Below are 21,980 nucleotides of genomic sequence, written 5' to 3' on the forward strand. Positions count from 1 at the left end.
GGAACGGTGTACCGACCGGGCGGGCCCGAGACCGGCTTCCCGATGGAGCGGCACGGTGTCGTCGCGATTGACTCTCTGGGGGCGACGGCACGTGAGGGCAAACGTTCAAAGTGACAGGTGTCCAGACCATGACCGTGACCAATGACGGCGTCGCCCACCGGCGGAGGGCGCTGCTCGCCGGCTCCATCGGAGTGTTCGTCGAGTGGTTCGACTTCATCGTGTACGCATACTCCGCACCGGTGATCGCCACGTTGTTCTTCCCGCAGCAGGACCGCTCGGCCGCGCTGCTGGCGACCTTCGGGTTGTTCGGCGTCGCCTTCGTGGTGAGGCCGTTCGGCGGCTACTTCTTCGGCAACCTCGGCGACAAGATCGGCCGCCGCAACACCCTGTCCCTCGTCGTACTGCTCATGGGCGGCGCCACGATGTGCATCGGCGTCCTGCCGACCTACGCCTCGATCGGCCTGCTGGCGCCCGGGCTCCTCCTCCTGTGCCGACTGGTCCAGGGTTTCTCGGCGGGCGGTGAGAACGCGGGTGCCTTCGCCTTGATCGCCGAGTACGCCCCCGAAGGCCGCCGGGGTCTGTGGCTCAGCAGCACGGTCGTCATGAACATCCTGCCGGCGATGGCTGCCGCATTCACCGTGCTCCTGGTCACCAGCTCCATGTCTGCCGACTCGTACGCCGGCTGGGGCTGGCGCATGCCGTTCCTGATCGGCGGGGTCCTCGGCGTGATCGGCCTCTACCTGCGCCGTCGTCTGGAGGAGACTCCGGCTTTCCTGGCCGTTCAGGAACGGGACCAGGTCGAGCAGGCGCCCGCCGCTCGAGCGATCCGCAGCAACCTCCGGGGCATGGCGTTCGTGTTCGGGCTCTCGGCGCTGAACGGTCTTGCGTTCTACCTGCTCACCGCCTACCTCGTCACCTACCTGACCGAGACTGTCGGCCTGGCCCGGACGACCGCGCTGCTCGCCAACTTCGTCGTCCTCGGCGTGGTCATGGCCGTCGTGCCCTTGGCCGGACTGCTGAGTGATCGGGTCGGCCGTCGGCCCCTGATGGCGGCAGGTGCCGCCACCCTGGCCGTGCTGGTGGTCCCCGGCTTCCACCTGCTCACGGCTGGCGGGCTGACGAACGCCATCCTGGGCCAGCTTGTGATCGGGGTTGGCCTGGCTCTCTTCGCGGCGCCCTATGTCGCGGCCCAGGTCGAGCTGTTCCCGACCAGGACCAGGTACAGCGCCATCTCCATCAGCTACAACATCGCCTACGCCTTGTTTGCCGGCACCGGTCCGTTCGTGAGTGCCTTCCTCGTGAGTCGCACCGGACTCCAGGTGGCGCCGGGGATCTACCTCGCCGTGGTTGCGGGTCTGGTCTTCCTGTTGGTGCTGGCCCTGCCGGAGACGTACCGCCGCCCGCTCCTTCAGGGAGAGGAGTCCGGGGACACGGCCTCGACGTCGGGCGGTCGTTCCTCGAACAACTCCCTGGGGGTGCTGTGAACACCGGAATTCCTTCGTCGGTGGACGTCGATCGCGAGGTCATGCGCTACGACTCGACGATCCGCAAGCTCCGGCAGGCGATCCCGGCGCGCACCGAGGACGGTGTCTCGCTGGCACTCGTGTACCAGGCGCGCGAAAGCGCCCTCCTCGCGGTGCACGTCGCGCAGCGGATGATCGGTGCGCTGGACCGCGGAGATCTCGTGCGGGCCCGGGCTCACGCGACCATGGAGGGGCATCTCGCCAGGTTGTACGAGGCCAAGTGGAACCTCGGTCGCGTCGACGGGACGTACGTCGACTTCGCAGCCCCGGAGTCGAGTCCGGACCCGATCGAGCTGCTGCGGCGCTTCGAAGCCGTGACGTCGGGTGCGCTCGACGTCGCAGACGCGTGCCGTGGTGGGATCGTCCTGCCGGCACCTGCGCCCCTGTCGCTCCAGCGCCGGGGTTCGGAGGTGCTGCACACGGAGTCCGGCGTACCGCTGGTGCCGACCGTCTGCCCTGTTGTCGTCCTGACCGGATCGAACGAGGACATGGGCCGGCAGTACGCCCAGCAGGTCGTCGACATCTACGGGACCTGGATCTTCGACCGGCTCGCAGCCCGGGTGATCAGCGACGACACTCGCCTGGTGCTCGCCGAGTGGGAGTCGCAGTTGGCCCGACACGCGCCGGAGGTCCTCGACTTCGCGCGAGGATGGGCGGACGGTGCTGCGTCGCGGGGAATTGCCCTGGACCACGGGCACGCGCTCGCCGTCTGGACCGGCTACAACGAGCCGGCCCACAATCACGTGATGTTCGGCGAGGAGCTGAGCGGCGACTCCTCCTTGGGGGTGCACGCCTACTCGGGTGCGCACTTCTCTCCGAGTGGCGAGGTCACCGACATGTGCAGCGGCTTCTGTGCCTGGTCGAGCGCGACGGTGGACGGCGGCCTGGTCGGCGCCTCCACCACCGACCACGACTGCACCTACCAGGCGACCATCGTGGCCTTCCCCGACCGGGGCAACAGCTTCGTCCACACCCCCTTCTCGGCCAACGGCTCGATTCCCGGACTGGGCCGCTTCTTCATGGCCGGCCACCCCGGCTTCAACGACAAGGGAGTCGCCTACGTCCACCACGGAGGGCAGGGCATCGACGGGGCAAGCGGCGGAGGCGGCCCGAGGGAGCAATGGGGTTACGGGCTTCGTCGGGGTGCGTCGACCTTTCACGCGCTCCAGTTCGCCGACACTGCACAAGAGGCGCGCGACATGATGCTGTCCTTCCCTGTCGGTGACCCGGGTCCGATCCTCGGCACGGCCGGTGGGCTGTTCGCCGACGCCCACTACGGAGTCGCGATCGAGGAGCGCGCAGGCAGTCCCGAGGAGCCGCGGCCAATCCTGCGTGAGCACACCGAGGACGCCAACGGAGAGCTGGTGCCGGTGCTCTACGCGAACAACAACCCGTTGAGCGAAGAGCCGGGTAGCTGGGCGGGTCCCCGGGAGGGAAAGTACGTCTACTCCTCGGAGAGTGGTTGGTACATCCGACGCCCGGACGACGCCGGAACGTCCGACCCGGCACTCCTCGCAGCGCGGCTCTCGAGCAAGAACAGTGCGGCGCGCAACAGGTTCTTCCACCGCCAGATGTCGCAGGGGTTCGGCAGCATCGACGTCGACTTCGTGACCTCGATGTACCGGACGAGCGGATCCATGCCTGACGGTGACTACCCGGAGTCGGTCGAACGATGGAACGCGGGGGAGGAATGGGAGGCTTCCGCGGCCCACCGTGGCAACGCGTTCACGGCAGTGATCAAGCCGTCGAGCAGCGACCCCGGCGAGTACCACGCCTGCATCGGGCCCGCCGATCGTCACCTGCAGATCCGCGAGCCCAGCCACGGGCACTACTACTTCGACGAGACCGGAGAGTTCTGGAGGCTGCGGCTCATGGAGAGTTCCGAACTGTTGCTGAAGGACGCCGAGGACGAGGCGCGGCGGCGGGTCGATGCTGCATCGGCCCGCCTGGCAGCACTGCCTGACGATCATCCCGAGAGAGGACTGGCCGCGGGTTGGCTCACGGAGGCGATTGAGTGCCTGGCCTCCCTGGCGGATCCCACCGAGGGCGGTCTTCCGCCGGACGAACGAGCCGCTGTCATCGCGAAGCAGGTGCGGGCGGCATGTCGGGCCCAGGTTCGCGCGGCTCAGGTCATACGTCTCCCAACTGGTCTGACCACTTGACCACCTGCCGCCCGTCGGCCTAGCGTTGCCGGCATGCCACTGCAACCGGTCAACCGCAGGTCCGTGCCCGACGAGGTGTTCGACCAGCTGGTCGGCGAGCTCACCGGCGGCGAGCTCGGCCCGGGCCAGAGCCTGCCCAGCGAACGACGCCTGGCCGAGGTGCTGGGCGTCTCGAGGCCGGCGGTCCGGGAGGCGTTGCAGCGCCTGGCGCAGGCCGGGCTGGTCGACGTACGCCAGGGCGGCGCGACCACGGTCCGCGACTTCCGGCAGGTCGGCGGGCTGGAGCTGCTGCCCCGGTTGCTGTTCGCCGGCGGCAACCTCGACCTCTCCGTGGCGCGGAGCATCCTCGAGGCACGGCTGCACGTGGGCCCGCGGATCGCCGCGTTGGCGGCCGAGCGGGGCGGTGCCGATCTGGCCGACGCCCTCGACGCCGCCGTGGCGTCACTGGCCGCCGAGTCCGACCCGGTCGCCCGCCAACGCTGCGCGCTCGTGTTCTGGGACCTCCTGGTCGACGGCGCGGAGTCGATCACCTTCCGGCTGATGTTCAACAGCATGCGCGCGGCCTACGAGCCGGCCCTCGAGGCGCTGGCGGTGGTGCTGTCCTCCGAGGTCGACCGGGTCGAGGCCTATCGGGCCGTCGCGAAGGCTGTGGCCGGAGGCAATGCGAGGCTCGCGGAGCGCCGGGCCGCCGCCCTGCTGACGGTGGCGACCGATGCGGTCAACGCGGCCATCGACGACTTCGAGGGCGGCGTCGAATGAGCACGGACCGACCCGACGTGGGCGAGCAGCGCCTGGCGGCCGACGAGGCGCGGGTCTCCCGCCGGCCGAAGGTCTCCCTCGGCTCGAGCTTCCGCGCGTTCTGGGCCCACCCCTCGCCGTGGATGATCATGGCCGTGCTCGTGGCCGGGGTGACCGCGCGCGCTCTGGTCGGGGACTGGCGCTCGGGTGACCTGTGGGCACCGGTGGTGCTGGTCGCGCTCTTCCCGGTGCTCGAGTGGCTGATCCACGTCTTCGTCCTGCACTGGCGCCCCCGGCAGGTGGCCGGTGTCACGATCGACACCCTGCTGGCCCGCAAGCACCGTGAGCACCACGCCGACCCCCGTGATGTGCCGCTGGTCTTCATCCCGTGGCGCGCGCTGGTGTGGGTGATCGTCGGCTACCACGCGATTGCGCTGCTGGCGTTCCCGCGGCTGGGCCAAGCGCTCACCTTCACCGTCTCGGTCGCCGTCGTGGGGCTGGCCTACGAGTGGACCCACTACCTGATCCACAGCGACTACCGGCCGGTCTCGCGCGCCTACAAGGCGGTGTGGCGCAACCACCGGCTGCACCACTACCGCAACGAGCACTACTGGTTCACGGTCACCACCACGAACACCGCCGACCGCCTGTTCGGGACCTACCCGGACCCGGCGAGCGTGCCGGCGTCGGCGACCGCGAAGAACCTGCACGGCGGCTCGTGACTCCGAGCCGCCGCGCAGGTCCGGGTCAGCGGATCTTGACCAACGCTCCCGGACCGAAGACCGGGCCGACCGCGTAGATCGTCCCGTTCCTCGCCACGTCGGCGCCGCCGGGCATGATCAGCTTGTCCTTGGCGATCTCGGCGTGGTTGCCGCTCCGCCTGACCTTGAACAGGCCGCCGACCTCGGAGCCGGGAAGTCCGAGCTCCATGGCGAGCCAGCTCATCTTCGACAGGCTCACCGCGTAGACCGACCTGCTGTCGGCGGTGAGGTCCACGATCGACGTCAGGCCGTCGGCGTACCGCGTGCAGGTGCCCGTGTCGGGCGCCTCCGGGTCGCACACCGCGTCGAGCGAGCCCGGCTTGATCCGCCAGATCTGCGAGGTGCCGGGGTTGGCCGGGAAGCCGCGCAGCTCGCCGACGTACCAGTAACCGTCCGGTCCGACCGTGACCGACGTGGGCACGGCCTCCGAGTTGATCGGGGTGCCGGCCGGCGGCAGGCCGGTGGGGTTGCCCTCCATGTCGACGTCGGGGAGGCCTTCGGGCACCTCGACCATGCGCGGCCTGAACCGGGCCACGGTCTTGACGGTGCCGTCCGGCCAGACCCGGAGCAGGTCGTTGCCGCCGGCGTCGGCGACCAGGACCGTGCCGTCCTTGAGGGCGAGCACGCCGTACGGGTTGGTGTCCGTGGGCACGCCTTCCTGGTCGTCGGGGTCGGGGTCGGTGGCCTGGTGGCCCTTGATGTCCGCGAACGGCTGCAGCTCACCGTGACGCAGCTTGTAGAGCGTGGCCGCACCGGGCGGCAGCTCCTCGGCCGCCCCGCCGCCACCGGTGAGGAAGTAGAACCTGCCCCGCGACTGCGAGGCGTCCGACGCGAACCCTGCGGCCTCGTCGATCCCGCCGAGCCGGATCACCCGGGCCGGTCGGTTGCGGCGCTCGACGACGAGGCTGAAGCTGCCGTCGTCCTCGGTCACCAGGGTGATTCCCGGTCTGATCGACTCGACGCCACGAGGCCCCGAGAGGTCGACCACGGTGGAGATCCTGTCGTGCCGGTGTCCGGCTTGGGCCGGTGTCACGCCGGCAGCGACGAGTGCGACCACTCCCAGGCCCACCGCCGCGGTTCGTGCTTTCGAGTGAAGCATTGAGGCCTCCCAGCCTTGTCTTCCCGCCGCGCACCCAGACAAGCAGCAGGAGTCCGGGCTGTCATCGGCCAACTTGGGGAACTCGGCGTATCGCGGGACGTGGGTGTGGAACCCGGGCGCCGGGGCGGGTGAGACAATCAGTGCATGTCCGAGACCAAGCCCGTCAAGCGCGCCAAGCACCTGATGGACCCGAACAACCCGCGTCCGTCCGTTCGCAAGGACGCGATGCACGTCTCGCACGTGCAGAAGTGGGTCATGTCGGTGCTCGCGGTGACCACGATCCTGCACCTCGTGGTCGGACTTGTCCTCGCCGCCGCGATGGTCGAGGACGACCGCCTCGACGCCCAGATCGGCCTGCTGGTCATCGCCGGAATCTTCGGCGTCCTCTCGGTCGCCGTCGGCCGGGTCATCCACCAGCGCTCGATGCTCACGCCCTGGTTGCTGCTCGGTCCCGTCCCGGCCCTGATCGGCGCCTGGTTCGTCCTCTGACCCGTCGCCAGTTCCTGTCGACCCGTCGCCAGTTCTGGCGCATGGCGTGAACTCACGACGGGTCGATCGGAACTCACGACGGGTCGATTGGTATTGACGACGGGTCGATCGGAACTCACGACGGGTCGGCGAGGGCGGCAGCTGCTTCGTCGATGATCGCCTGCATGGCCGTGCGGGCGTCGTCCGCGTCACCGGTGCGGATCGCGTTCGCCACCCGCTCGTGCAGCGCGACGGCGTCAGCTCGCGGGGTGGCGGGCATGAGGTGGTGGTGGGTCCGGCCGGCCAGCACCTCGGCGACGACGTCCCCGAGGGCGCGCAGCATCTCGTTGCCCGAGGCCTCGAGCATCGTGCGGTGGAAGATCGTGTCGGCGACCAGGTAGGCCTCCAGGTCACCCGAGTGCCGGTGGGCCACCATGTCCATCACCGCGCCGGAGAGCGCCGAGCACTGCTGCGGCGTCGCACGTTCGGCGGCCAGGGCAGCGGCCACCGGCTCGAAGCCCGAGCGCAGCTCGCTCAGTGAGAGCAGCTGGTTCGTGCGATCGTCGCCGGCCAGGCGCCAGCGGATCACGCGCGGATCGAAGACGTGCCAGTTGTCGCGGGGGCAGACGGTCACGCCGACGCGGCGGCGAGAGGTGACCAGCCCCATCGACTGGAGCACCCGCACCGCCTCGCGGGAGACCGAGCGCGACACGGCGTACTCGGTGTCGACGGAGTCGAGGGTCAGCACCTGCCCGGGGGTGAGGTCGCCGGAGACGATGCGCAGGCCGAGGGCCTCCAGCACCGTGGAGTGCAGGCCGCCCGGGTCGTCCATGGTCATCCCCAAAGATCAGATTTAATGCCACAAGGTCTTGATAAGAGCAGATCAATCGTTGCATGCTGTGACGCGGGGCACAACACGTCCCCACGAATTCGGACCCGCGGGAGGAACCGCAGATGAGCACAGACCGGAAACCACTGCTGGTGGTGATGGGCATCTCCGGGTCGGGGAAGTCCGTGGTGGGCGCGGCCCTGGCGCAACGAATCCGGGTCCCGTTCGTCGACGCCGACGACCTGCACCCGGCGGCGAACATCGCCAAGATGTCCGCGGGTCACCCCCTCGACGACCGTGACAGGCACCCGTGGCTGGAGACGATCGGCGCGTGGCTGGCCGAGCATGAGTCGGGCGGTGGCGTGGTGGCCTGCTCGGCCCTGAAGCGCAAGTACCGCGACCAGCTGCGCCACCACAGTCACCGGGTCGGCTTCGTGCACCTCGACGGCAAGCGCGACGTCATCGCCGCCCGGCAGGCCAGTCGCCCGGGCCACTTCATGCCGGCCTCGCTGCTCACCTCGCAGCTGCAGACCCTCGAACGCCTCAGCCCCGACGAGGGCGGCCTCGTCATCGACATCGACCAGAGCATCGACGCCATCGTCCAGGAGTACGTCGACCAGACCGGGAGCACCCGATGAACCTGATCCTTCCCCTCGCCACCGACGACATCATCGAGCCGGTCGCCTCCTCGGGCCAGCTGATGGCCGCCACCGGCCTCGGCATCGCGGTGATCGTCGTGCTGATCACCTGGGCCAAGCTGCACCCCTTCCTGTCCCTGACCTTCGGCGGGCTCACCGTCGGCATCGTGGCCGGCGTACCCCTCGCCGACGGCATCGCGAGCTTCACCAAGGGCTTCGGCGAGACAACTGCCGGCGTCGGCACGCTGATCGCGCTGGGCGCGATCTTCGGCAAGCTGCTCGCCGACTCGGGTGGTGCCGACCAGATCGTCGACACGATCATCGGCCGGGCCTCGACGCGGGCCCTGCCGTGGGCGATGGCCGGAGTCGGCGCGATCATCGGGCTGCCGATGTTCTTCGAGATCGGCCTCGTGCTGCTGATGCCGGTGATCTACCTCGTGGCGCGGCGGGCGCAGCTGTCCCTGATCGCGGTCGGAATCCCTGCCCTGGCTGGGCTCTCGGCCATGCACGGCCTCGTGCCCCCGCACCCCGGGCCGCTGACCGCCATCAACTACCTCGACGCCGACCTGGGCATCACCCTGGCCTTCGGAGTCGCGATCGCCATCCCGACCGTGGTCCTGGCCGGACCTGTCTTCGCGAAGGTGGCCGACCGCTGGGTGGGCGACGTGTTCGTGCCCGAGGGCCGCTTCGGTGACAGTGACGACGCGGACGCCGGCGCCGGCATCGCCGACCACCGTCCGAGCTTCGCGCTGACGCTCTTCTCGGTGCTGCTCCCGGTCGTGCTGATGATGGCCCGCGCCCTGGCCGAGATCATCATCAACGACGAGTCGAACGCCGTGCAGAAGGTGCTCGACGCGCTCGGCACGCCGATCGTGGCCCTCCTGATCGCCGTCATCGTCGGCATGTTCACCCTGGGGCGTGCGTCGGGGATGAGCCGCGACCAGATTTCGAAGTCGGTCGAGAGCTCGCTTCCCGGTATCGCCGGCATCGTGCTGATCGTGGCCGCCGGCGGCGGCTTCAAGACCTCGCTCGTCGACACCGGCGTCGGCACCCTGGTCGCCCGGTGGGTGGCCGACAGCGGTGTCTCGGTGCTGCTGCTGGCCTGGTTCGTCGCCGTACTCATCCGCCTGGCCACCGGCTCGGCGACCGTCGCGACGGTGACCGCGGCCGGCCTGCTGACCCCGCTGACGGCCGGGCTGTCCCAGCCCGAGATCTCCCTGATGGTGCTGGCGATCGGCTCCGGGTCGGTGTTCTTCTCCCACGTCAACGACGCCGGGTTCTGGCTGGTGAAGGAGTACTTCGGGATGTCCGTCACGCAGACCCTCAAGTCGTGGTCCCTCATGGAGACGCTGCTCTCGGTGACCGGCCTGGTCTTCGTGCTTGCCCTCGGCCTGGTCGTCTGAGCGGTGCTCCTGGTGAGGGAACCGTTCCGGAGCCCCTATCGTCGGATCACCATGATGCGTTCACTTGTTGCTCGACGGACCAGCCTCCTGCTCGCCGTGCCGACCACCCTGCTCGCGCTCACCCTCGGCGCCTGCGGCTCGGAGTCGGACGGCGACGATGACACCCGCGCGGAGGACACGACACAGACGACTCCCTCCACCGACCCGGGCAGTACGTCGCCCAGTACTTCAACGGGTGGGGGAGGCGTCGACTTCGACGAGGTGGCGATCCTGCACGCCACCGCTGCCGGGGGTGAGACGAGCGCGGCGCCCGTCGTACTCGACTCGGACGCCGCGGTGGCCGACTTCGTGGCCCCGTTCACCAGGGGCGACCTCGGCCAGCAGGTGCAGACGACGTACGTCGCGACGAAGGTGCCCGACGGCAGGACGATGGTCGGCAGCGTCGTCTCGATCGGCTGCGACGTGCCCCCCGGGGTGACCGTCAGCGCCGCCGACAGCCTCACGATCACCCCGAAGAAGGTGGCCTCACCGCTGCCCGAGTGCCTCGCCCCGGTGACCACCGTGGCGCTGGTGCTGGTCGACTCCGACGCGGTCACCTGAGACCGACGATCGGGCGCCCAGCGCGCGATGCGGCAGAATGAGTGCCGATGACCCCTGACTACGCACTGCCCGAAGACAACCGTTTCGAGAGCGATCCCGAGGAGGTTCTTCCCGATGACCCCGGTCTGCCGGTGGGTTGGGAGGCGGGAATCCCCGACCCGGACAACTCCGAGGACGTGCTCCGGCTCACCGAGTTGCTGCGCGCCCACGAGGACTCCGGCCGCGGCTGGGCCGGTGCCTCCGAGGACGACGTCCTGGTCGAGGTCTCCGAGCACGGGCTGCGCATGCGCGAGAACCTCGTCATCCGTGACAAGTCCGGCACGATCCGCGCCTGGGCCAGCGTGCACGACCGTTCGCTCAACCGCATGCTCTACGTCCACATCCTCGACCGGTCGCTCTCGCCCGGCGCGGCAGAGCGCTGCTCCGACGTGCTCTTCACCTGGGCCGAGGGCCAGGCGCGCGAGGTCGGCGCGGCCCGTGGGCTCGACGTGCAACAGATCGACACGGGAGCCTTCGCCGACGACGAGCGCCAGCACAAGATGCTCGAGGAGGCGAACTTCAACCGGGTCCGCACCTGGTGGCAGATGAGCCGCCCGGTCACCGCCGACGAGGCCGGCCTGGTGCCCGATCCCGAGCACTGGGAGCGCAAGGGCGTGGTCTTCCGGCAGGTGCGTCGCGAGGGCGGCGGCATGCCCGACGTCAACGATCTGAGGGCCGTGCACGAGATTCTCGAGAGCGCCTTCACCGACCACTTCAACTCCTCCGAGGAGACCTTCGCGGAGTTCGTGCACCGGGTGCGTGAGGACCCGGGCCACCGCTGGGACCACTGGTGGCTGGCCGAGATCGTCGACGGCGAGGGAGAGCCCGAACCGGCCGGTGCGCTGGTCGGCACGGTGTCGGAGAGCTCGACCGGACCCGACGGCTCCTACGTGTCCTACCTCGGCGTGCTCGAGTCCGCCCGCGGCCGCGGAGTGGCCAAGGGGCTGCTCAAGACGATCATCGCCGACGCCGCGGCGAGGGGTCGCGACCGTGTCGGCCTCGAGGTCGACGCCGACTCCTCGACCGGCGCCGACCAGCTGTACGTCGGCATGGGCTGGAAGACGAAATACGTCACCGAGTCGTGGCACAAGGACATCCCTGTCACGTCATGAGCGGGTGCTAGCGTCCCCGGCATGCCTGCACCTGCGTTCGACCAGCTCCGCGCCCGGGCCCGTGCCCGGCTCGGTCCCCGACTACGCACCCTGACCGCCCGCGGTGACTCGCCGACGTGCCTGGTCTGCGGCTCGAAGAAGTACGTCGAGCGCACGGTGGCCTACACGCGTGAGCCGGCCAAGACGTGCGACGTACGCGTCTGCCAGCACTGCGGGTTCGTGCACATGCCGGGCCACATCGAAAGCCGCTACGCAGCCAAGACCGACATCGAGCAGCTGCCGGCCGGTCACGGGCGCCTCGGCGACCTCGAGGTGCCCGGGCGCGAGTTCCACATGGTCAAGATGGGCGTCGACATCCTCGGCGGCACCGGCCACGAGGCGCTGATCTTCGGCGCCGGGCGCAGCATGGACAACCACCACGTGGCCAAGCTTCCCGAGGTCGAGCGCGTGGCGATCAGCGACATCATGAAGGTGCGCGACGACGCCGAGTTCATCGACGCCAACGACCCGCCGAAGCGGAAGTTCTCCGTGGTCGTGGCCAGTGAGGTGATCGAGCACTTCCGCGACCCGCACGAGGACTTCGCCCGGCTGCTCGGGCTCGTGCGGCGTGACGGGCTGCTGATCTGCGGCACCAACATCCACGACGGCGGCAAGCTCGCGGCCGACCGCTACATCTTCTATCCCGACCACACCTCGTACTACTCCCCGCAGGCGCTGCGGCTGGTGGCCGACCGGGCCGGCGTGCACCTCGACTTCCGCGCGCCGCTCGTGGGCCAGGCGATGCGCAAGCGCTACGTGATCATGAGCCGTTCGTCGCGCGCGATGACCAGGGTGGCCGACTACTTCGGCCGCGAGGTCTACGCGCCGTCCGAGCTGGCCCGCCCACCGCAGCCGGTGCCGCAGCGCAGCCACCAGGCCTGGCGCTAGGACCTCACTCCCAGCTGCCACCGACCATGACACGAACCGGCTTGGGCATGGGCGCGGCGGCGTCGGCGACCTGGGACAGGTCACCGTCGAGGACGACCAGGTCGGCACGCATCCCGGGTGCGAGGGTGCCGACGTACTGCTCCTCGTGCACCAGGTAGGCGCTGTCGACTGTCATTGCCTGAACCGCACGGTGCACGTCGATGCGCTCGGCCGCGCCGAGCACCGAGCCGCCGCTGGTGAGGCGGTTGACGGCGGTGCGCAGGGTCGCGAGCGGATCCATCGGCGTGATGGGGCAGTCGGAGTGCAGCCCGAACCGCAGGCCCGCAGCAGCCGCCGAGGCGAGCGGGTCGAGGAAGTCGCTGCGCACGTCACCCAGGAACCTCTCGCGGTGCCGGTCACCCCAGAAGTAGACGTGGTTGACGAAGAAGCTCACCCCCACACCCGCCTCCTTCAACGCGTCGAGGTCGGCCGTGCTCGTCACCTGGCAGTGCTCGATGCGGTGCCGCGGGTCGTGCGTGCCCTGCCCGGCGCGGTTGATCGCGGTCAGCGCAGCGCCGACCGCGGCGTCGCCGTTCGCATGCACGGCCAGCTGCCCTCCGGCGGCGGCGACGGGTGCCACCATCGCGTCCAGCACCTCCTGGGGCTGCAGGAGCTCGCCGTGGTGCCCCGGGTCGCAGAGGTACGGCGCGCGCAGGGCCGCGGACAGCCCCTGGATCGAACCGTCGGCCCAGAACTTGGCGCCGGCGAGGCGGAAGCGGCCGACGGACTGTCCCGCCGCTTCGAAGACCGTGTCGCCGTCGAGGGGCAGGTCTCCCCGCAGGAAGCCCACGACGCGGACCGGCAGCCGGCCCTCGGCGTCCAGCCGACGGTAGGCGTCCAGCTCCTCGGGGCCGCCGATCAGGCCGACACCGAGGTCGTGCACGGTGGTGATGCCGCGTTCACGAGCCCGGGACAGTGCGCGGAGCAGGGCGTCCTCCAGGTCCGTGTCCGAGAGTGCCGGCACCGCCGCGAGCACCCGGCTCACCGCGTCGATCTCCCAAGCCATGCCGGTCAGTCGCCCCGATGCGTCCCGCGGGAACCGAGGGTCGTCGATCGCGACGGTCTCCTCATCGACCCGCGCCAACGCCAGAGCGACCGTGTTGGCGACCAGGAAGTGACCGGAGATGTGCGAGACGATCACCGGGTCGGTGCTGCTGACGGCGTCCAGGTCGTCGCGGGTCGGGTGGCGTCCCTCGGCCAGCAGGGTGTCGTCGTACCCCCACCCGCGGATCCAGGCCCCGCTCTCGACGGGCAGGGCGGCCAGCGCCGCCTGCAGGTCGGGGATGGTGCCGACACCGGGCGAGCGACAGTCGGCCCACAGGTCGGTCAGTCCGGTGTACGCCGGGTGCACGTGGGACTCGATGAGGCCCGGCAGCACGGTGGCGCCCTCGAGGTCGAGGCGTTCGACGTGCGCGGAGGCCAGAGTGGCCACCTCCGACTCCGTGCCGACGGCCACCACGACCCCGTCCCGGACCAGGATCGCCTCGACCCCCGGCCGATCGGGATCCATGGTCACGACGTCGGCGCCGACGAGTAGCAGGTCGCTCATCGAGCCTCCACCACCTTCGCCGTGGGGCGGGGCGAACGCGTCGAGTGCGAGCGAGGGCGAAGGGCACGCAGGCCGGGCACGGGATTCTCGGCCGGCCACACGATGCGGCTGACGATCACCACGGTCGCGTTGACCAGCAGGGCCAGGAACCCGATGTTGAGACCGTGCTCGGCCCACCAGGGCGGAGTGTCCGCGCCCTCCTGGACCATGAACATGGCCAGGACGAGGACGTCGCCGACGATCACGCCGAGCGCCAGCGCGGCGGGGCGGACCTTCCAGCCGAAGATCATGGCGAGGAAGACGATGAGCGCCTGGGTGACGCCGTAGTACGAGGTGTTGACCAGCGTGAGCAGCAGCGACGGCAGCTCCAGGGTCAGCACCAGCGAGACGATCAGGTAGGCGAAGATCACGACTCGCACCCAACTGCGCTGCTTCTCGGCGGGGATGCCGCGGATGATGTTGCGGGACACCAGTGAGCCGATGCCGAGGGCCGAGCCGCACAGGACGACGATCGCGCAGAGCGCTGCGCCACCGGCGACCAGGCCGGTCAGCCAGTCCGGCAGCACCTGGCGTGAGAGCTGCAGCAGCGCCTGGTTGGAGGCCGGACCCTCCAGCCGGTGCGGCAGGAGTACGACGGCGGCGAACGCTGCCGCGACCAGGAACGGGTACATCAGCATGTAGAGCGGGTTGAATCGCGCCGCACGCTTGAGAGTGCCCTCGGACTTGGCGGCGAAGATGGCCTGGGCGATGAACGGGAAGACGAAGAACCCCATCGCCTGGAAGACCACGGTCGTCATCGTGAACGTCAGCGACGAGCCCGTGAGCGTGTAGTGGGTCGACGGTACGGCGCCGGCATCGGCCGCCTTGTCGAACAGCGCGGTCGTGCCGTCCGACTTGGCGACGGCGGCCAGGCCCACGAGGATCGCGCCGAGGAGCAGGGCGCCGTCCTTGACGAACGAGACGAACGCGGGCGCGCGGACCCCCGAGAGCAGCAGGAAGACCATGGTGAGTCCCGCGCCGGCGAGAACCGCGGCGGTCGGGTCGATCCGGATGCCGAGCGCGCTCATCGCCACCTGGAGGCCGGTCAGCTGCAACTGGCCCCACGGGATCAGGAAGATGACCGACGAGATCGCGATGGTGAGCTCGAGCGGACGCGAGCGGAAGTGGGAGCCGGCGGCGTCGGGCAGCGTCATCGCGCCGTAGCGCTTGCCGGCCTGCCACAGGTAGGGCGCCAGCCAGTAGCCGATCGGGTAGGCCAGCAGGATGTAGGCGATGAACCACACGCCGTAGTTGGCCCCGAAGGCGTAGACGCCGCCGGGGAAGCCGAGCAGCGTGCCGATGCTGTAGGCCTCACCGGCACCGAGCACGAAGATCAGGATCGGGCCGAACGACCGGCCGCCGACCAGGTAGTCGTCGATGTCGGCACTGCTGGCGCGCCGGGACATGATGCCGGCGGCGAGCGCCAGGCCGAGGACGAGGCTGAACGTCAGGAGGATCATGCGAGCTCCTCCGCGTCCTGCAGCTCGCGCTCGACGTACTCGGCCTCGTCGTAGCACTTCCACGCGACGTGGATGCACAGGGCGGTCAACGGCATCCAGAGGAAGAGCCAGGCGAAGAGGACCGGGAAGCCCGCAACCTGGGCTGTCGAGTCGGCGAACATGAGAATTCCACCGAGGACGCCCACGGAGGGCACCCCGATGGAGAGCAGGACGCTCTTGAGCTCGTTGGACATGGTGTGCTCCAGGTGAGTGGGGGAAACTGATTTCAGTGTGTCCCCGGTCACGCCGGACGGGCCACTGCGAATGCACGATCCTGTGCGTCGGATTTCGTGAAATTCACCAAGGAGGAACCGTGGCCGCGGACGACACCCTCGCCCGGGCATGCGCCCGGGTCGCCGAGGACCTCGACGGGCTCGTCGGACGCGTCGTCTCCCGAATACGTTCCGTGGTTCCGGCGTACTCGGTCGTGGCCTACCAGGAGCAGTTCGACTACATCCGCAGCGAGTTCGCCACCATGCTGGACTGCCTGGCCCGGGGCGCGGCGCTCCCTGCTGACCTGGTCGAGAAGACCCGCGAGGTCGGGAAGCGACGCGCGCAGCAGGGCATGACCCTGCAGGACGTCGTCCAGAGCTACCACCTCGGGCTCAAGGAGATCTGGTCGTCCCTGGTGGAGCAGGGCGGGGACGCCGGCCCGGCGCTGCTCGACGCGTCCAGCTACCTCTGGGACAACGTGCACGTGCTGACCTCGGCCGTCGCGGTGGGTCATGGTGAGGCCACGCGCAGTGCCCAAGCCGTCAGGGTCGGACTGCGCTACCGCCTCCTCGAGGCACTCGCCCAAGGGTCGGGGTCGGTGGGCGCGGACCTGGAGGGGCTGGCGAACCGCCTCGGCTTTGACGTGAGTGGCCCCTTCGCGGCGATCGTCACGTCCGCCGCGGAATGGAGTGAGGTGGACGTCGAGTCCGTCCAGGCGGTCCTGGAGCGAACGCATCGCGGCACTGACGGCCACCGAGGTCTCGTCCAGTGCAGCCGGGTGGGTGATCTCGTCATCACCCTCACGCAGCACAGCGCGTCCGGGAGGCTGGTCGAGTCCCTGCGTGGGCATCGCGGCGCGGTCTCCGTGGGGGTCGGGATGCCGCGCTCGGGCCTGGCCGGCGCCGCCGCCAGCATCGAGGACGCCCGGCTCGCGGCACGCGCCGCCCCGGCCGGGTCCGTCGCGTACTTCGAGGATGACTGGATCGCCGCGCTGCTGGCGGCCCACCCGGCGCAGTGCCGCCCACTCCTGGCTGCGGGGGACGCTGCGGCACGCGAGCAGACCCACCTGGCCGACGCTGTGACGGCGTACGCCGAGAACGGCTTCTCGGTGAGTGCGGCCGCGCGGGCGTTGCACCTGCATGCCAACTCGGTGACCTACCGCCTCGAGCGTTGGGCGCAGCTGACCGGGTGGGACCCGCGCACGTTCGACGGTCTCCTCAGGTCTGTGGCGTGTCTGCGCACGCGGAGCCTTCCCGGCTCCGAGTGAGCTTCACTCGAGCGAGCTCGGGTCGGCGGGTACGTCGACCGAGTGCTCCTCGAGCAGCTCGCGGGGGATCGCCTCGAGGGCGCGCTCGTTCGTGGCCGCGAGTACGACGGGTGCTGCGGCGCCGGCCTCGTAGGACTGGAGCCACCGTGGCGCGACGACGCACCAGCGATCGCCCGGCACCAGGCCTGGGAAGTGCCACTCGGGACGTGGCGTGGTGAGGTCGTTGCCGACCGACTTCTGGTGCTCGAGGAACTCCGTGGTCATCACCGCACAGACCGCGTGCAGTCCGACGTCTTCGGGCCCGCAGGAGCACAGTCCGTCGCGGTAGAAACCGGTCACCGGATCATCGCCGCACGGCTCGAGCTCGCCGCCGTTCACGTTGCGCTCGGAGGACATGCCCGGATCCTCCCACGAGTGGCCTGTGGAGAACCGGATGACCGGTCGGGAGATCGCGCCAGACTTGGTTCCCTTCATCGACGGGGAGGATGTTCAATGTCGAACGACGCCGGATTCGGCGTACGACCACCGGCGCTGCGTGACGCGGCAGGGGCGATTGCGGGCGCCGCCGAGCAGCTGGGCGCCCTCGCGCCCGCCTCGGCTCTGAGCCGGATCGAGCGGGGGCTGCCGGGCTCCGCGAGCGCTGCGGCGGCCCGCGACCTGGCCCGGGTCTGGCGCAGGGGGTACGCGGAGTGGGAGGCGGCCGCACGGCGCCACGGCGTCGCGTTGCGGGCCGGGGCCGACGACTACGAGGCCGTCGACGCACGGGCCGCTGCTCGTCTCGAGTCGAGGGGGAGCCGTGACCCTCTCGACCGGTGACCTGCTGGCGTGGCTGCCCCACAACCTGGCGGCCGCGGCCGATGCCCTGGCCGGCACCGGCGCCTCCCTGCGCGCCCTCCAGGACGAGCTCGACGACGCCTCGGTCATCGGCCTCTGGACCGGGTCCGCCGGTGCCTCCGCAGAGGCCGATCGGCTTCGGCTCGTGCACGCCATGAACGACCTCGTGGCCTCGATGGCGTGTGTCGTGCGGGGCCTCGACGTGGCGGCCGAGGGGGCGGCCCATGCGCGACGGGTGCTCGTGGAGGCGATGGAGTGGGCCCGCGCCGAGGGTTTCGCGGTCGACCTGGCGGGAGCCGTGCTCGACGTACGCCCGCCGTCGCCGGACCCGCACGCGGTGGCCGACCGGCTGCGTCGGCACCACGAGATCAGCGACCACGTCGAGCAGGCGCTGGTCGCGGCCCGGCACACCGACGAGGAGCTCGCCGGTCTGCTGGGCGTGGTGGCCCTGGGTTTGGTCGACGGTGGCTCCGGGCGCTTGTCGGGCGCCGCGACCCTGGGCACCCGGGAGGGCGAGCGCACCCTGCTCACGCCTCCGGTCGGCGGTCGCGTCGGCGACTGGAACGCGTGGTGGTGGGGGCTCACCGACGGTGAGCAGCGCCGCATCATCGCCCTGCACCCGGAGTGGATCGGCAACACCGACGGCATCCCGGCCCGGGCCCGACACCTGGCCAACCTGCGCCTTCTTGCCCGGTGGGGTACGCCGACCGCCGGCCTGCGCGCCCTGCAACGGCTGCTGGCCGCCCACCCGGACGAGCGGCAGCTGCTGGCCCTTGACACCACGGGTCGGGACCTGCGGGTGGTGCTCGGCGTCGGAGACCTCGACCGGGCCCGCCACGTGCTGGTGGTGACGCCCGGCTTCGGCACCACCGTCGCCGGCGATCTCGATGCCTGGGACGACCGGTTGGTCGACCTGCTGGCCAGGTCCCGGGCGCTCGACGGCGGGCCGGCCTCCGACCACGCGGCGGTGCTGTGGCTCGGCCACGCACCGCCGCAGCTCGACGACACGCTGGTGCCCGGCCGCACCGTGCTGCGCGACGACGCGGCCCGCTCGGCGGCGGACGACCTGGCCGGTTTCCTCGACGGGGTCGACGGATCACGCGCCGATGACCCGCACCTGGGGGTGGCCGGCCACTCCTACGGATCGCTGGTCACGGGTCTCGCCCTGCGGCACTCGACCGGTGTCGACGAGGGCGCCTTCCTGGGGTCTCCCGGCACGGGCACCGACGACCTCGGGGACCTCGACCTGCCGCGCGGCCATGCGTTCCACCTCGAGGCCAGTGGTGACCTGATCGGCGACGCCGGGCTGTTCGGCCGGGACCCGTCGTTCCTCGAGGACATGCGCCATCTCTCGACGGAGGCGAGTGCCGAGTGGGGCACGTCGGGCGGGCGCGGACACTCGTCGTACTTCGACGACGGGTCGACCAGCCAGCACAACCTGGCCGCGATCGCCTCGGGGCACCCGGAGGCCCTGGTCGACGACACCGGCCCGCCGTCGTTGCCCGACCTGACCCGCGAGGGCCTGTGGCGGCTGGGAGAGCTCGATGCCCGGCTGGAGGACCTGCTGGCCCGGCACGTGCCGGCGTGGCCGTGAAGGACGCGCGCGACACGCTGGTTTTGGGTTTAAGTTGATAAAATCAGTAGACTAACTCTCAGTTGGGTCGAAGTGGCCCGATCGCGGGTGTCGCAGACCCCGCCCACCCGGGTGCATCCAGAGGGGTAGACATGCGTGTCTCCGTGATCGGGACCGGATATCTCGGTGCAGTCCACGCGGCCGGAATGGCCGAGCTGGGCTTCGACGTCGTCGGTGTCGACGTCGACGAGAGCAGGGTCGCCACGCTCCAGGAGGGCCGCGCGCCGTTCTACGAGCCCGACCTCGAGCCGCTGCTGCGCAAGCACGTGGGCTCCAGCGGCCGGCTCCGCTTCTCGACCGACTTCGCCGCCGTGCGCGACGCCGACGTGCACTTCCTGTGCATCGGCACGCCCCAGCGCAGCGGTTCGACCGCCGCCGACCTCAGCTACCTCGAGGCCGCCGTCGAGACCCTCGGCACGCTGCTGGCCGGGCGCACCGCGGTGGTCGTCGGCAAGTCGACCGTGCCGGTCGGCACCGCTGACGTGCTGCAGGCCAGGCTCACCGAGCTCGCCGGGCCGGGCGTCGAGCTCGCCTGGAACCCCGAGTTCCTGCGCGAGGGCTACGCCGTGGAAGACACGCTGCGCCCCGACCGCCTCGTCTTCGGAGTCCGTTCGCCGGACGCGGAGGCCACCCTGCGGCGCGTGTACGCCGAGACGATCGAGTCGGGCACCCCGGTCATCGTCACCGGCTACGCCACCGCCGAGCTGGTCAAGACCAGCGCCAATGCGTTCCTGGCCACCAAGATCTCGTTCATCAACGCCGTCTCGGACCTGTGCGACGTCACCGGCGCCGACGTCACCACCCTGGCCGACGCGATCGGGCTCGACTCCCGCATCGGACGCCGCTTTCTCAACGCCGGCCTCGGGTTCGGGGGCGGCTGCCTGCCCAAGGACGTGCGGGCGTTCCGCACCCGCGCCGAAGAGCTCGGCGCGGGAGCCTCCTTCCGGTTCCTCGACGAGGTCGACCAGATCAACCTGCGCCGGCGCGACAAGGTCGTCGGGCTCGCCCACGAGCTGGTCGGCGGCGACGTCCGCGGACGCCGGATCGCCGTGCTCGGCGCGTCGTTCAAGCCGCACTCGGACGACGTCCGCGACTCGCCGGCGCTCGACGTGGCCACCCAGCTCGCCCTGGTCGGTGCCGACGTGCACGTCTACGACCCGGTCGCCAACGGCGTGGCCGCGGCCGCCGCGCCGCAGCTGTCGTTCGACCGCAGCGCCTTCGAGGCCTGCCGCGGTGCGGACGTCGTGCTGCACCTGACCGAGTGGCCGGAGTTCCGCGCCGTCGACCCGGCTGCCCTGGCCGAGGTGGTCCGCGAGCTCAACGTCATCGACGCCCGCAACTGCCTCGACCGGGACCGCTGGCGCGGCGCCGGCTGGACCTACCGCGGACTCGGTGTCGCATGACGGACGTCGTGACCAGCCCGCTGGCCGGACCGTCGATCGGCCCGCAGGCGCCGACGCTGACCCGGGTCCGCACGGCAGTCTCCGTGGTGATGCCGGTGCTCAACGAGGAGCGCTACCTCGAGGAGTCCGTACGCCGGGTGCTCGACCAGCACTACGACGGCGAGGTCGAGCTCGTGCTCGCGGTCGGGCCCAGCAAGGACCGCACCATGGAGATCGCGCGCACGCTGGCCGAGACCCACCCGCGCGTCGCCGTGGTCGAGAACCCGACGGGCTTCACGCCGCACGCCCTGAATGCGGCGATCGCGGCGACCAGCCATCCGTTCGTCGTCCGCGTCGATGCACACGGCTTCCTGCCCGACGGCTACCTCGAGGACGTCGTCGACCTCCTCGAGTCCACCGGTGCGGCCAACGTCGGCGGCATGATGCGGGTCGAGGGCGACACGTCGTTCGGCCACGCGGTCGCGGCGGCGATGTCCTCGCCGCTGGGCATCGGCGGGTCGAAGTTCCACGTCGGTGGTGAGCCCGGTCCGGCCCGCACCGTCTACCTCGGCTCGTTCCGGCGCGACGCGCTGGTCAAGGTCGGCGGCTTCGACGAGCACTTCCTGCGCGCCCAGGACTGGGAGCTCAACTACCGGCTGCGGCAGGCCGGCGAGACCATCTGGTTCACCCCCGACCTGGCCGTGGTCTACCGTCCGCGGCGCGACTTCAACGCCCTGCGCCGGCAGTTCTTCGGGTCCGGGCAGTGGCGCCGCCAGATCGTCGACGAGCACCCCGACACGGCCTCGTTCCGCTACCTGGCCGCGCCCGTCGTCACCGGCCTGGTCGCCCTCGGCTCCCTCCTGGGACTGGTCGGTCTCGTGCTCGCACTGGTCCCGGGGCTGCACGTCCCCGGCTCCGCCTGGCTCACCCTCGGGTTCCTCGCGCCGTTCGGCTACGCGTTCGGAGTGCTGGGTGCGACGTACGAGATGGGGCGCCGGCGTCGGCTGCCCTGGCGGGCGCGGGTGCTGCTGCCGTTCGTGGTGGCCACCATGCACCTCTCGTGGGGCAGTGGATTCCTCCGCTCCATCCCCCGTTCCTCCCGCCGCTGATCCCGATACTCCCTGACGTTTCGGTCCTGATCTCGGGATACTCCCTGACGTTTCGGCCCTTCTCCACCGTGATGGGGGGACCGAAACGTCAGGGAGTATCCAGTTCTGGGGGCCGAA

21 protein-coding genes are annotated in these 21,980 nt (G+C 70.5%); 15 read left to right on the forward strand and 6 right to left on the reverse strand.

Annotation, left to right across the window (positions count from 1 at the left end; all coding sequences use genetic code 11):
- Positions 1–128 precede the first annotated feature (128 nt).
- Genes ASD30_RS19355 through ASD30_RS19370 form a run of 4 tightly spaced genes read left to right on the forward strand, consistent with a single transcriptional unit; the run spans position 129 to position 5,145 of the window.
- Complete coding sequence (locus tag ASD30_RS19355; RefSeq protein WP_056685680.1) at positions 129–1,484, forward strand: MFS transporter; 1,356 nt, start codon at positions 129–131, stop codon at positions 1,482–1,484.
- Between the two features lie 20 nt (positions 1,485–1,504).
- A complete protein-coding gene (locus ASD30_RS19360) occupies positions 1,505–3,685 on the forward strand; it encodes a hypothetical protein (RefSeq protein WP_056685683.1) in 2,181 nt (726 codons plus the stop codon).
- A gap of 33 nt (positions 3,686–3,718) precedes the next feature.
- Positions 3,719–4,444 carry a FadR/GntR family transcriptional regulator gene (locus ASD30_RS19365; RefSeq protein WP_056685686.1) on the forward strand — a complete coding sequence of 242 codons (726 nt, stop codon included), beginning with the start codon at positions 3,719–3,721 and terminating at the stop codon, positions 4,442–4,444.
- Positions 4,441–5,145, forward strand: a complete 705-nt coding sequence (locus tag ASD30_RS19370; RefSeq protein WP_082564005.1) for a sterol desaturase family protein — start codon at positions 4,441–4,443, stop codon at positions 5,143–5,145. Before ASD30_RS19365 ends, ASD30_RS19370 begins: the two co-directional genes overlap by 4 nt.
- Before the next feature lie 25 nt (positions 5,146–5,170).
- Here the strand turns inward: ASD30_RS19370 and ASD30_RS19375 are convergent, their stop codons facing one another.
- On the reverse strand, positions 5,171–6,283 hold the full coding sequence (locus ASD30_RS19375) for a ScyD/ScyE family protein (protein WP_156393720.1): 1,113 nt from the start codon (positions 6,281–6,283) through the stop codon (positions 5,171–5,173).
- Positions 6,284–6,427: 144 nt separating this feature from the next.
- Between ASD30_RS19375 and ASD30_RS19380 the strand changes: the two genes are divergently transcribed.
- A complete protein-coding gene (locus ASD30_RS19380) occupies positions 6,428–6,772 on the forward strand; it encodes a hypothetical protein (protein ID WP_056685692.1) in 345 nt (114 codons plus the stop codon).
- Positions 6,773–6,887: 115 nt separating this feature from the next.
- Here the strand turns inward: ASD30_RS19380 and ASD30_RS19385 are convergent, their stop codons facing one another.
- The gene (locus tag ASD30_RS19385) at positions 6,888–7,583 is read right to left on the reverse strand and encodes a FadR/GntR family transcriptional regulator (RefSeq protein WP_235532636.1); all 696 of its coding nucleotides are present in this window, start codon (positions 7,581–7,583) and stop codon (positions 6,888–6,890) included.
- Between the two features lie 122 nt (positions 7,584–7,705).
- Here ASD30_RS19385 and ASD30_RS19390 point away from each other — a divergent pair, with 122 nt between their 5' ends.
- Genes ASD30_RS19390 through ASD30_RS19410 form a run of 5 tightly spaced genes read left to right on the forward strand, consistent with a single transcriptional unit; the run spans position 7,706 to position 12,299 of the window.
- Positions 7,706–8,218 (forward strand): gluconokinase, encoded by a 513-nt coding sequence (locus tag ASD30_RS19390; RefSeq protein WP_056685697.1) that lies wholly within the window; start codon positions 7,706–7,708, stop codon positions 8,216–8,218.
- On the forward strand, positions 8,215–9,621 hold the full coding sequence (locus tag ASD30_RS19395) for a GntP family permease (RefSeq protein WP_056685700.1): 1,407 nt from the start codon (positions 8,215–8,217) through the stop codon (positions 9,619–9,621). The genes ASD30_RS19390 and ASD30_RS19395 overlap by 4 nt, the downstream gene beginning before the upstream one ends.
- 51 nt (positions 9,622–9,672) lie before the next feature.
- Positions 9,673–10,221 (forward strand): hypothetical protein, encoded by a 549-nt coding sequence (locus ASD30_RS19400; RefSeq protein ID WP_156393721.1) that lies wholly within the window; start codon positions 9,673–9,675, stop codon positions 10,219–10,221.
- A 47-nt stretch (positions 10,222–10,268) separates the two neighbouring features.
- Complete coding sequence (locus ASD30_RS19405) at positions 10,269–11,372, forward strand: GNAT family N-acetyltransferase (RefSeq protein ID WP_082564006.1); 1,104 nt, start codon at positions 10,269–10,271, stop codon at positions 11,370–11,372.
- A gap of 21 nt (positions 11,373–11,393) precedes the next feature.
- Positions 11,394–12,299, forward strand: a complete 906-nt coding sequence (locus tag ASD30_RS19410; protein ID WP_056685706.1) for a methyltransferase domain-containing protein — start codon at positions 11,394–11,396, stop codon at positions 12,297–12,299.
- Between the two features lie 4 nt (positions 12,300–12,303).
- Here ASD30_RS19410 and ASD30_RS19415 read toward each other — a convergent pair whose 3' ends face one another.
- The 3 genes from ASD30_RS19415 to ASD30_RS19425 are packed head-to-tail and all read right to left on the reverse strand — an operon-like array spanning position 12,304 to position 15,619.
- Positions 12,304–13,887, reverse strand: coding sequence for an amidohydrolase (locus tag ASD30_RS19415; protein ID WP_056685710.1), 1,584 nt, complete (start codon positions 13,885–13,887; stop codon positions 12,304–12,306).
- Positions 13,884–15,386 (reverse strand): sodium:solute symporter family protein, encoded by a 1,503-nt coding sequence (locus ASD30_RS19420; protein WP_056685713.1) that lies wholly within the window; start codon positions 15,384–15,386, stop codon positions 13,884–13,886. The genes ASD30_RS19415 and ASD30_RS19420 overlap by 4 nt, the downstream gene beginning before the upstream one ends.
- Positions 15,383–15,619 (reverse strand): DUF3311 domain-containing protein, encoded by a 237-nt coding sequence (locus ASD30_RS19425; RefSeq protein WP_056685716.1) that lies wholly within the window; start codon positions 15,617–15,619, stop codon positions 15,383–15,385. The genes ASD30_RS19420 and ASD30_RS19425 overlap by 4 nt, the downstream gene beginning before the upstream one ends.
- A gap of 119 nt (positions 15,620–15,738) precedes the next feature.
- Here ASD30_RS19425 and ASD30_RS19430 point away from each other — a divergent pair, with 119 nt between their 5' ends.
- Positions 15,739–16,905 carry a PucR family transcriptional regulator gene (locus tag ASD30_RS19430; protein ID WP_056685719.1) on the forward strand — a complete coding sequence of 389 codons (1,167 nt, stop codon included), beginning with the start codon at positions 15,739–15,741 and terminating at the stop codon, positions 16,903–16,905.
- A gap of 3 nt (positions 16,906–16,908) precedes the next feature.
- Here the strand turns inward: ASD30_RS19430 and ASD30_RS19435 are convergent, their stop codons facing one another.
- The gene (locus ASD30_RS19435) at positions 16,909–17,301 is read right to left on the reverse strand and encodes a DUF2237 family protein (RefSeq protein ID WP_056686084.1); all 393 of its coding nucleotides are present in this window, start codon (positions 17,299–17,301) and stop codon (positions 16,909–16,911) included.
- A gap of 96 nt (positions 17,302–17,397) precedes the next feature.
- Here ASD30_RS19435 and ASD30_RS19440 point away from each other — a divergent pair, with 96 nt between their 5' ends.
- The 4 genes from ASD30_RS19440 to ASD30_RS19455 all read left to right on the forward strand — a co-directional run bounded on the left by ASD30_RS19440 (position 17,398) and on the right by ASD30_RS19455 (position 21,863).
- On the forward strand, positions 17,398–17,721 hold the full coding sequence (locus ASD30_RS19440; RefSeq protein ID WP_056685722.1) for a hypothetical protein: 324 nt from the start codon (positions 17,398–17,400) through the stop codon (positions 17,719–17,721).
- Positions 17,702–19,333, forward strand: a complete 1,632-nt coding sequence (locus tag ASD30_RS19445; RefSeq protein ID WP_056685725.1) for an alpha/beta hydrolase — start codon at positions 17,702–17,704, stop codon at positions 19,331–19,333. The genes ASD30_RS19440 and ASD30_RS19445 overlap by 20 nt, the downstream gene beginning before the upstream one ends.
- A gap of 131 nt (positions 19,334–19,464) precedes the next feature.
- The gene (locus tag ASD30_RS19450) at positions 19,465–20,775 is read left to right on the forward strand and encodes a UDP-glucose dehydrogenase family protein (protein ID WP_056685728.1); all 1,311 of its coding nucleotides are present in this window, start codon (positions 19,465–19,467) and stop codon (positions 20,773–20,775) included.
- A gap of 89 nt (positions 20,776–20,864) precedes the next feature.
- Positions 20,865–21,863: a glycosyltransferase family 2 protein gene (locus tag ASD30_RS19455; protein ID WP_056686087.1), complete on the forward strand. Its 999-nt coding sequence runs from the start codon at positions 20,865–20,867 to the stop codon at positions 21,861–21,863.
- The last annotated feature ends 117 nt before the right edge of the window (positions 21,864–21,980 follow it).

This window comes from Nocardioides sp. Root140 (genome assembly GCF_001426745.1).
In the GTDB taxonomy this organism is placed as follows: Bacteria; Actinomycetota; Actinomycetes; order Propionibacteriales; family Nocardioidaceae; genus Nocardioides.